A 6,871-nucleotide genomic window follows, 5' to 3' on the forward strand; every position below is an offset into this window, starting at 1 on the left:
GAACTGGAGCAGATGCCGCCGCTGGAGCGGTTCATCCTGCATCGGCTCTACGAACTCGACGCCCAGGTTCGCACCGCATATAATGATTATGTTTTTCAGGATGTTATCCGGCCGATCACCGAGTTCTGCCAGAACGAACTGTCGGCGCTGTTCTTCGATATCCGCCGGGACTGCCTCTACTGCGACCAGCCTGGCGATGTGAAGCGCCGGGCGGCGCGCACGGTGATGGACGCGGTGTTCGAACGCCTGACCGCCTGGCTGGCCCCGCTGATCCCCTTCACCATGGAAGAGGCCTGGGCCACCCGCTATCCGGACGCCCACCCCAACGCCATGCGGGTGATCCCGACCACGCCGGCGGAGTGGCGCAATGACGCCGAGGCTGCGCGCTGGGCAAAGGTCCAGCAAGTGACCTCAGTGGTCACCGGCGCCCTGGAGATCGAGCGCCGGGAGAAGCGCATGGGCGCCGCGCTTGAGGCCGCCCCCCGGGTGCACGTTTCGGATCCCGACCTGCTGGCCGCCCTTGAGGGGCTGGACGCCGCAGAGGTCTTCCGCACCAGCCAGGCGACGCTGGTGGTGGGCCAGGGCCCGGCCGACGCCTTCCGCCTGGCCGATGTGCCCGGCGTTGCGGTGCAGCCGCTGAAAGCTGAGGGCAAGAAGTGCGCCCGCTCCTGGCGTATCCTGCCGGAGGTGGGATCAGACCCCCGCTACCCGGACCTGTCGCTCCGCGACGCTGCGGCCGTGGCGGCCTGGGATGCGGCGCGCACATGACGGCCGTCTCACGCATCGGCTGGATGGCCTACGCCATCGCGCTCGTGGTGATCGCGCTGGATCAGGCCAGCAAGGTCTGGATCATGGAGGTCCTGCGCCTGCCGGAATACGTCCCCCACGAGGTGGTCTGGCCGCTGCAGTTCACCCGCATCTGGAACCAGGGGGTCAGCTTCGGCCTGCTGCAGGCTGGCCACGACGCCGTGCGGTGGGCCCTGGTGGTCTTCTCGCTGGGCGTCGCCGCCTTCCTGGCCAACTGGGCGCGCAGCAATACACGCCTGTTCCTGGGCATCGGACTCGGCCTGGTGATGGGCGGCGCCATCGGCAATGCGATCGACCGGACCCGCTTCGGCGCCGTGGTGGACTTCCTCGACGTCTCGCGGCTGGGCTTCTTCCCGTGGATCTTCAACGTCGCCGACGCGGCCATCACCGTCGGGATGATCGTGCTGTTGCTGGATACGCTGCGCGGCGAGCCCAAGGCCTGATCCGTTGGCCTTGGGCGTCGATTGCGCTATCTGGAGAACCGCGCCGTTTTCCCGCCACAGGAACCCGGCAGGATATTACTTGGACGTGCGTCGGTCAGACGCCTGGGAGTTGCTGGATACATGAGCCTGAACCGAGTGATCGTCGTTGCCGCTCTTGCTGCGACCGCAGGCCTCGCCGGCTGCACATCGACCCAGAAGGCCCTGGGCATGTCCAAGGTGACGCCCGACGAGTTCCGGATCGTTACAAAGGCGCCGCTGGTGGTGCCGCCCGACTATGCGCTCCGCCCCCCGGCGCCCGGCGAACCGAGGCCCCAGGAACTGCAGCCGGAGAGCGCTGCGCGCAACGCCCTGCTGGGCCAGCGCGAAGCCGAACAACGCTCCGAGGGCGAAAAGATGCTGGTCGCCAAGGCCGGAGCCGAAAAGGCCGATCCCTTGGTCCGCTACGTGGTCGACGACGAGTTCGGCGACATCGCGCACAAGGAAAAGAGCTTCGCTGACACGGTGATGTTCTGGAAGAAGGACGCCGCCGCGCCTGCCGCTGGCGCCACGTCCGGCCTCGATGGCTCAACCACGCAGGTCGACGCCGCGGCTGAAAAGGAACGCATCGCCAAGCTCACTGGCGACAAGTCCGTGGTGATCCAGCGCGAAGGCAAGTCCCGGATCAAGCTTCCGGGTCTGTGAGCTTTCCCCCTTGAGTGGGGGTGTCAAGATTCTCCTGGTGTCTTGACCGTGAACCCCTGCGCCCGCAGGCGTTCTAGCACGCCATTCTGCGCCAGCAGCGGACGAAGCGAGACCAGCACGATCGCGTGCCCGGGGGTCTTCAACGCGCTGGCGATGGCCGCCGCCGTATCGGCCTTGGTGCGCTCGTCATAGGTGCGCCCGCCGCTGATGGTGGACAGGCATCGTTCGTAGGTCCGCTCGTTGTCTAGGGCGCCGCGCACATCCCCGGTCGCCCAGGCCTGCGCCGCGGCGAGGGTCACGCCCGGACCGGCTTCGGCCTGGGCCAGCACTTCGTCGAAGCAGATCCGGCCGACAGACGGCGGCGTCCGCAGAATGCCCCCCAGCTGGGGCCCCAGATCGTAGCTCTTCTCGACCACCTTCACACGGTTCTGCTGGGCCAGGTAACGCACCAGCTTGGCCGGGTCGCTGTTGGTCAGGCTGGAGACGTCGCGGTAGTCGATGGCCAGCTGAACGCCGGCCGCCAGCGGGTTGCGTGTGTCATAGTGCTTGGCGCTCTGCCCCAGCCGCGTGCGGACGGCCACGAAACGAGCGCGGGTGGCGGGGTCCAGAGTGGCCTCGAAGGGTCCGCCGGACTTGATCCGCAGGAAGTTGATGGCCGTACCGATCGAGCCGCCCAGCTTGGCGCGCACGTTCACAAACGGCAGCACCACAACATTGGCGTTCTTGAGCCGCCGCTCGAAGATCGAGCGGTCCCATTGCATCCGCTTGGGCGCAATTGAGGGAACCCCCAGCACATAGACCGTGGTGTCGGCGTCGGTGACGCGCCACCAGGCGGGGCCGGGCAGGCGGCCGGTGACCACTAGTTCCTCCACCAGCGTCTCATCAGGATCGGGCGCGGGCGCCTGGGCCGAAGCCGGCAGCGCGCAAAGCCAGGCGACAAGGCTCAGGACCAGATGACGATTCACGACAGGCATGAGGCTCCCTGGAATCGTACTATGTGCTCAAGTTGAACCAACATGCCGATTCATCGCCTCCCTACCGAACTGATCAACCGCATCGCCGCCGGCGAGGTAGTGGAGCGCCCTGCCAGCGCGGTCAAGGAGCTGGTGGAGAACGCCCTCGACGCTGGCGCCCGGGACGTGCAGGTCCAGGCCGACGGCGGTGGTCTCACCCGCATCCTTGTGGCTGATGATGGCCATGGTTTGGCGGCTGACCAGCTTCCGCTGGCGGTGGAACGCCACGCGACTTCCAAGCTCTACCCCGGTGTCGACGGCGACTACGACCTGCTGCGGATCGCGACTCTGGGGTTCCGGGGTGAGGCGCTGCCCTCCATCGGCTCCGTCTCTCGCCTGTCGATCACCAGTCGGGCAAAGGGCGTGAGCGATGCCCATGCCATCCATGTCGATGCCGGGGCAGTGAGCGCGGTGACTCCGGCGGGCTTCCCGGGTCCGCACGGTGCGCGGATCGAGGTTCGGGACCTGTTCTACGCCACGCCTGCGCGCCTGAAGTTCATGAAGTCCGAACGCACCGAGTCCACGGCGATCACCGAGGAACTGAAGCGCCAGGCCATGGCGCATGAATCGGTCAGCTTCTCGCTCGATATCGATGGCCGCCGCGCCCTGCGCCTGCCGGCCGAGGCGGCGGGGCCCGATGGTCGTCTGGCGCGGCTATCGGCGATCATGGGCCGCGAGTTCTCCGACAATGCCCTGGCGCTGGATCACGAGCGCGAGGGCGTGCGCCTGACGGGCTTCGCTGGCCTGCCCACCTACAACCGCGGCAACGCGGCGCACCAGTACCTGTTCGTCAATGGCCGCCCGGTGCGCGACCGTCTGCTGCAGGGAGCGTTGCGCGGCGCCTACGCCGACTTCCTGGCCCGCGATCGCCATCCGTTGGCCGCGCTCTATGTCGAGCTCGACGCCGGGCTCGTGGACGTCAATGTCCACCCGGCCAAGGCCGAGGTGCGGTTCCGCGATCCGGGGCTGGTGCGCGGCCTGATCGTCAGCGGCCTGCGTCATTCGTTGGCCGCCGCCGGACACCGGGCCTCGACCACGGTCTCGATGGCCGCCCTGGGCGGCTTTCGTCCGAACAGCATGCCGCCACAACCATCGGGCGCAGGGTTCTCCGCCTGGCGCCAGGGCGGCTGGGCGCAGGCCGTTCAGTCGATCCCGGGCCTGTCCGAGGTCTCGGCGCGGGCCGAAACCGATCCGGCATACGGGGTGGCGGAACCCTCGGTGACGACCGCCTTTGATCCGGTGGACTATCCGCTGGGCGCCGCTCGCGCCCAGGTGCACGAGACCTACATCGTGGCCCAGACCCGCGACGGGGTGGTGATCGTCGACCAGCATGCGGCCCACGAGCGCCTGGTCTATGAACGTATGAAAACCGAGATGGCCGACGGCGGCGTCGCCCGTCAGGCCCTTCTGCTGCCCGAGGTGGTTGAGCTCGACCCCGCCGAGGCCGAGCGCGTGCTGGCCCGTGCCGACGAACTGGCCGCCCTGGGCCTGGTGGTTGAGCCGTTCGGCGGCGCTGCTGTGCTGGTGCGGGAGGTTCCAGCCCTGCTGGGCGAAACTGATGCAGCCGGCCTGATCCGCGACATCGCTGATGACCTGGCCGAGAACGGTCAGGCTCTCGCGCTCAAGGAACGGCTGGAGGACGTCTGCTCCACCATGGCCTGCCACGGCTCGGTCCGCGCCGGTCGCCGGTTGAGCGCGCCGGAGATGAACGCCCTGCTTCGTCAGATGGAAGCCACACCCCACTCGGGTCAGTGCAATCACGGCCGCCCCACCTATGTGGAGCTGAAGCTGGCAGACATCGAACGGCTATTCGGGAGGCGATAGGGATGGTGCTCAGGCGGTACAGACCTCGTCTTCAGCCCGATCTCCCTCTAGCGCCCTGCTCATCGCGGCGAACAGGCGTTCCGGATTGATCGGCTTCTCCACGACCCCGTCCATGCCGCTCTGCCGATAGAAGGCGGCATCTGTCGGGTCGGCGTTCGCCGTTAGCGCCAGAATTGGAATGCCGGCATAAGGCCCACCAGATCCGCGGATACGTCGGGTCGCTTCCACGCCGTCGATGCCTTGCATCTTGATGTCCATGAGCACGAGATCGAAATGGCCGACTGCCAGCCGGCTGACAGCCGCCTCGCCGCTTTCTACCGCCTCGCAGGTGAATCCACACATTTCGCACAACGTCTCCGCGACCATCCGGTTTGTGGCGTTGTCGTCGGCGATCAGCACATGAACCTGGTCATCATGGGTCTCAGGCTCTTCAGGTCCGGCGACCAGGTCGGCCGGCGCGGTCAACTCCAGATTCGGAAGATGATCGAGGAGAACCTCAAACTCGATCCGTGTGCCGGGTTCGGCGGTGTGCACAATGTGGATCACGCCGTCCATACGCTCCACAATCTGTCGGCAAACGGCCAGGCCCAGTCCTGCGCCGCCCTGGCGCACACCTTCATCGGTCTGCTGGAAGGGCAGGAACAGCGATTCTGCGCGATCTTGCGGCACGCCCGGGCCGGTGTCCGTGACGGATCCCGTCAATCGGACTTTGTCGCCAACCATTCGAACTGCCACGTTCACCAGGACATGGCCCTGGTTGGTGAACTTCATGGCGTTGCCGATCAGGTTGTTGAAAACCTGCCGCAGGCGCACGGCGTCAGTATGTACTCTGAGTTCTGGGGGTCCTTCATAGACGGCCCGGAGTTCAAGCCCCTTCAGTTCTGCCTTTGACGACCAGAGTCCCTTGAACTCATCCACCAGACCCGCCACCAGCAGTGGCGCCTCATCAAGCTGAAGGCCGGCGGCTTCAGCGCGGGACAGGTCCAGCGCGTCATTGAGCAGTCTCAGCAGCGTTCCGCCGGAATCCAGAATGGTTTCGATGAAGGGCGCCAGGTCGGACTGGGTACATTTTCGCCGCATGATTTCAGCGACAGCGAGCACGCCATTGAGCGGGGTGCGGATCTCGTGGCTCATCACCGCAAGGAATCGCCCCTTTGTCGCGAGCGCCTCGCCGGCTTCCCAGGCCAGCTTCTGCATCTGATCGGCATAGGTCGCGGTTTCTGCAGCGGAGGCCTGTAGCAACGCCATGGTTGCGCCGACACCGCGATATTGTCCTTCTACGGTAACGATGAAGCCATGCAGCAGGTCCGCAGTCGACTCGGTCAGCACGCGCCCGCAGAATTCGGCCACCGTAACCTCACCGTCAACTATAACCGGATCGCGCTTCATGATCTGGGTGGCAGGGCGGCGCGCCCAGAGCGAATGCCCATACTGGGCGGCCATCAGGACCAGAAAGGCGTTCCGTTCGATCAAGCCGATCGGTCGCCCGTCGATGTCGACGACCGCGATCGCCAGTGTTTCGTTTTCGGTCTCAAATCGCCGGAGAATTTCGGCGCCAAGTGTGGTGCTTGAGGCCGGGGAAACATAGGGCGCGACGTCGAGAAGGCGCGTCATTGGTCTCTCCAGAATACTCCGCCCAGATTGTTGCAAGCCTCCTAATGGCGCGTTATCGCGGACAGGTTGTTTTGTGAAGTTTTTGCAACAACTTTGAGACGATCCCTAAAGTAGTTCTGCGAAAACCATGAAATGCACGCGCGCTGCGCCATAGTCGCGAACGTCCAGTACGGAGAACCCGGCGGCATCAAATGCGGGTTCGGAGATGCCCCTCTCGAACACCACGACCGCGCCGGGAGCAAGCCAGCCGCCCTCTGCCAATTTCGCGAGCGCGACCTCGCCAAGCCCCCCGGCGTAGGGCGGATCCAGAAACACCAGATCAAAGGCCGGGCCATCTGCGCCGGGCTTAACGCCCAGGTCGGTCGCGTCGCGACGATGCACACGGGTCTTGCCGAACAGACCACCCAGATTCTCGACGTTGTCGCGGATCGCGCCGCGCGCCGCCTCGTCCGTCTCTACGAAGAGACAGAAGTCTGCACCCCGCGACAA

7 protein-coding genes are annotated in these 6,871 nt (G+C 65.9%); 4 read left to right on the plus strand and 3 right to left on the minus strand.

What is annotated here, in order from left to right:
• The 3 genes from ACIQ3B_RS17650 to ACIQ3B_RS17660 all read left to right on the plus strand — a co-directional run.
• Nucleotides 1-768 (plus strand): class I tRNA ligase family protein (locus ACIQ3B_RS17650; RefSeq protein WP_397404907.1); only part of this gene is annotated, 768 nt, incomplete at its 5' end.
• Nucleotides 765-1,250, plus strand: a complete 486-nt coding sequence (gene lspA / locus ACIQ3B_RS17655) for a signal peptidase II (RefSeq protein WP_397404909.1) — start codon at nucleotides 765-767, stop codon at nucleotides 1,248-1,250. The genes ACIQ3B_RS17650 and lspA, both read left to right, overlap by 4 nt.
• A 120-nt stretch (nucleotides 1,251-1,370) precedes the next feature.
• A complete protein-coding gene (locus tag ACIQ3B_RS17660; RefSeq protein WP_397404911.1) occupies nucleotides 1,371-1,931 on the plus strand; it encodes a DUF3035 domain-containing protein in 561 nt (186 codons plus the stop codon).
• A 23-nt stretch (nucleotides 1,932-1,954) separates the two neighbouring features.
• Here the strand turns inward: ACIQ3B_RS17660 and ACIQ3B_RS17665 are convergent, their stop codons facing one another.
• Nucleotides 1,955-2,905, minus strand: a complete 951-nt coding sequence (locus ACIQ3B_RS17665) for a TraB/GumN family protein (protein WP_397404913.1) — start codon at nucleotides 2,903-2,905, stop codon at nucleotides 1,955-1,957.
• Nucleotides 2,906-2,947: 42 nt separating this feature from the next.
• On the opposite strand from ACIQ3B_RS17665, the gene mutL reads away from it, so the two are divergent.
• Complete coding sequence (gene mutL, locus ACIQ3B_RS17670) at nucleotides 2,948-4,768, plus strand: DNA mismatch repair endonuclease MutL (RefSeq protein ID WP_397404915.1); 1,821 nt, start codon at nucleotides 2,948-2,950, stop codon at nucleotides 4,766-4,768.
• 9 nt (nucleotides 4,769-4,777) lie between these two features.
• On the opposite strand, the gene ACIQ3B_RS17675 is transcribed toward mutL, so the two are convergent.
• Nucleotides 4,778-6,382: an ATP-binding protein gene (locus tag ACIQ3B_RS17675; protein WP_397404917.1), complete on the minus strand. Its 1,605-nt coding sequence runs from the start codon at nucleotides 6,380-6,382 to the stop codon at nucleotides 4,778-4,780.
• Between the two features lie 105 nt (nucleotides 6,383-6,487).
• Nucleotides 6,488-6,871, minus strand: a 384-nt coding sequence (locus ACIQ3B_RS17680) for an RsmD family RNA methyltransferase (protein WP_397404919.1), incomplete at its 5' end; no start/stop codon positions are given.

The organism is Phenylobacterium sp. (assembly GCF_044358365.1).
Taxonomy (GTDB): domain Bacteria; phylum Pseudomonadota; class Alphaproteobacteria; order Caulobacterales; family Caulobacteraceae; genus Phenylobacterium.

What these genes read in the sequence shown, in the direction of transcription:
- lspA (WP_397404909.1), top strand. Translation starts at nt 765, where the DNA reads ATGACGGCCGTCTCACGCATCGGCTGGATGGCCTACGCCATCGCGCTC.
- ACIQ3B_RS17660 (WP_397404911.1), top strand. Translation starts at nt 1,371, where the DNA reads ATGAGCCTGAACCGAGTGATCGTCGTTGCCGCTCTTGCTGCGACCGCA.
- ACIQ3B_RS17665 (WP_397404913.1), bottom strand. Translation starts at nt 2,905, where the DNA reads ATGCCTGTCGTGAATCGTCATCTGGTCCTGAGCCTTGTCGCCTGGCTT.
- mutL (WP_397404915.1), top strand. Translation starts at nt 2,948, where the DNA reads ATGCCGATTCATCGCCTCCCTACCGAACTGATCAACCGCATCGCCGCC.
- ACIQ3B_RS17675 (WP_397404917.1), bottom strand. Translation starts at nt 6,382, where the DNA reads ATGACGCGCCTTCTCGACGTCGCGCCCTATGTTTCCCCGGCCTCAAGC.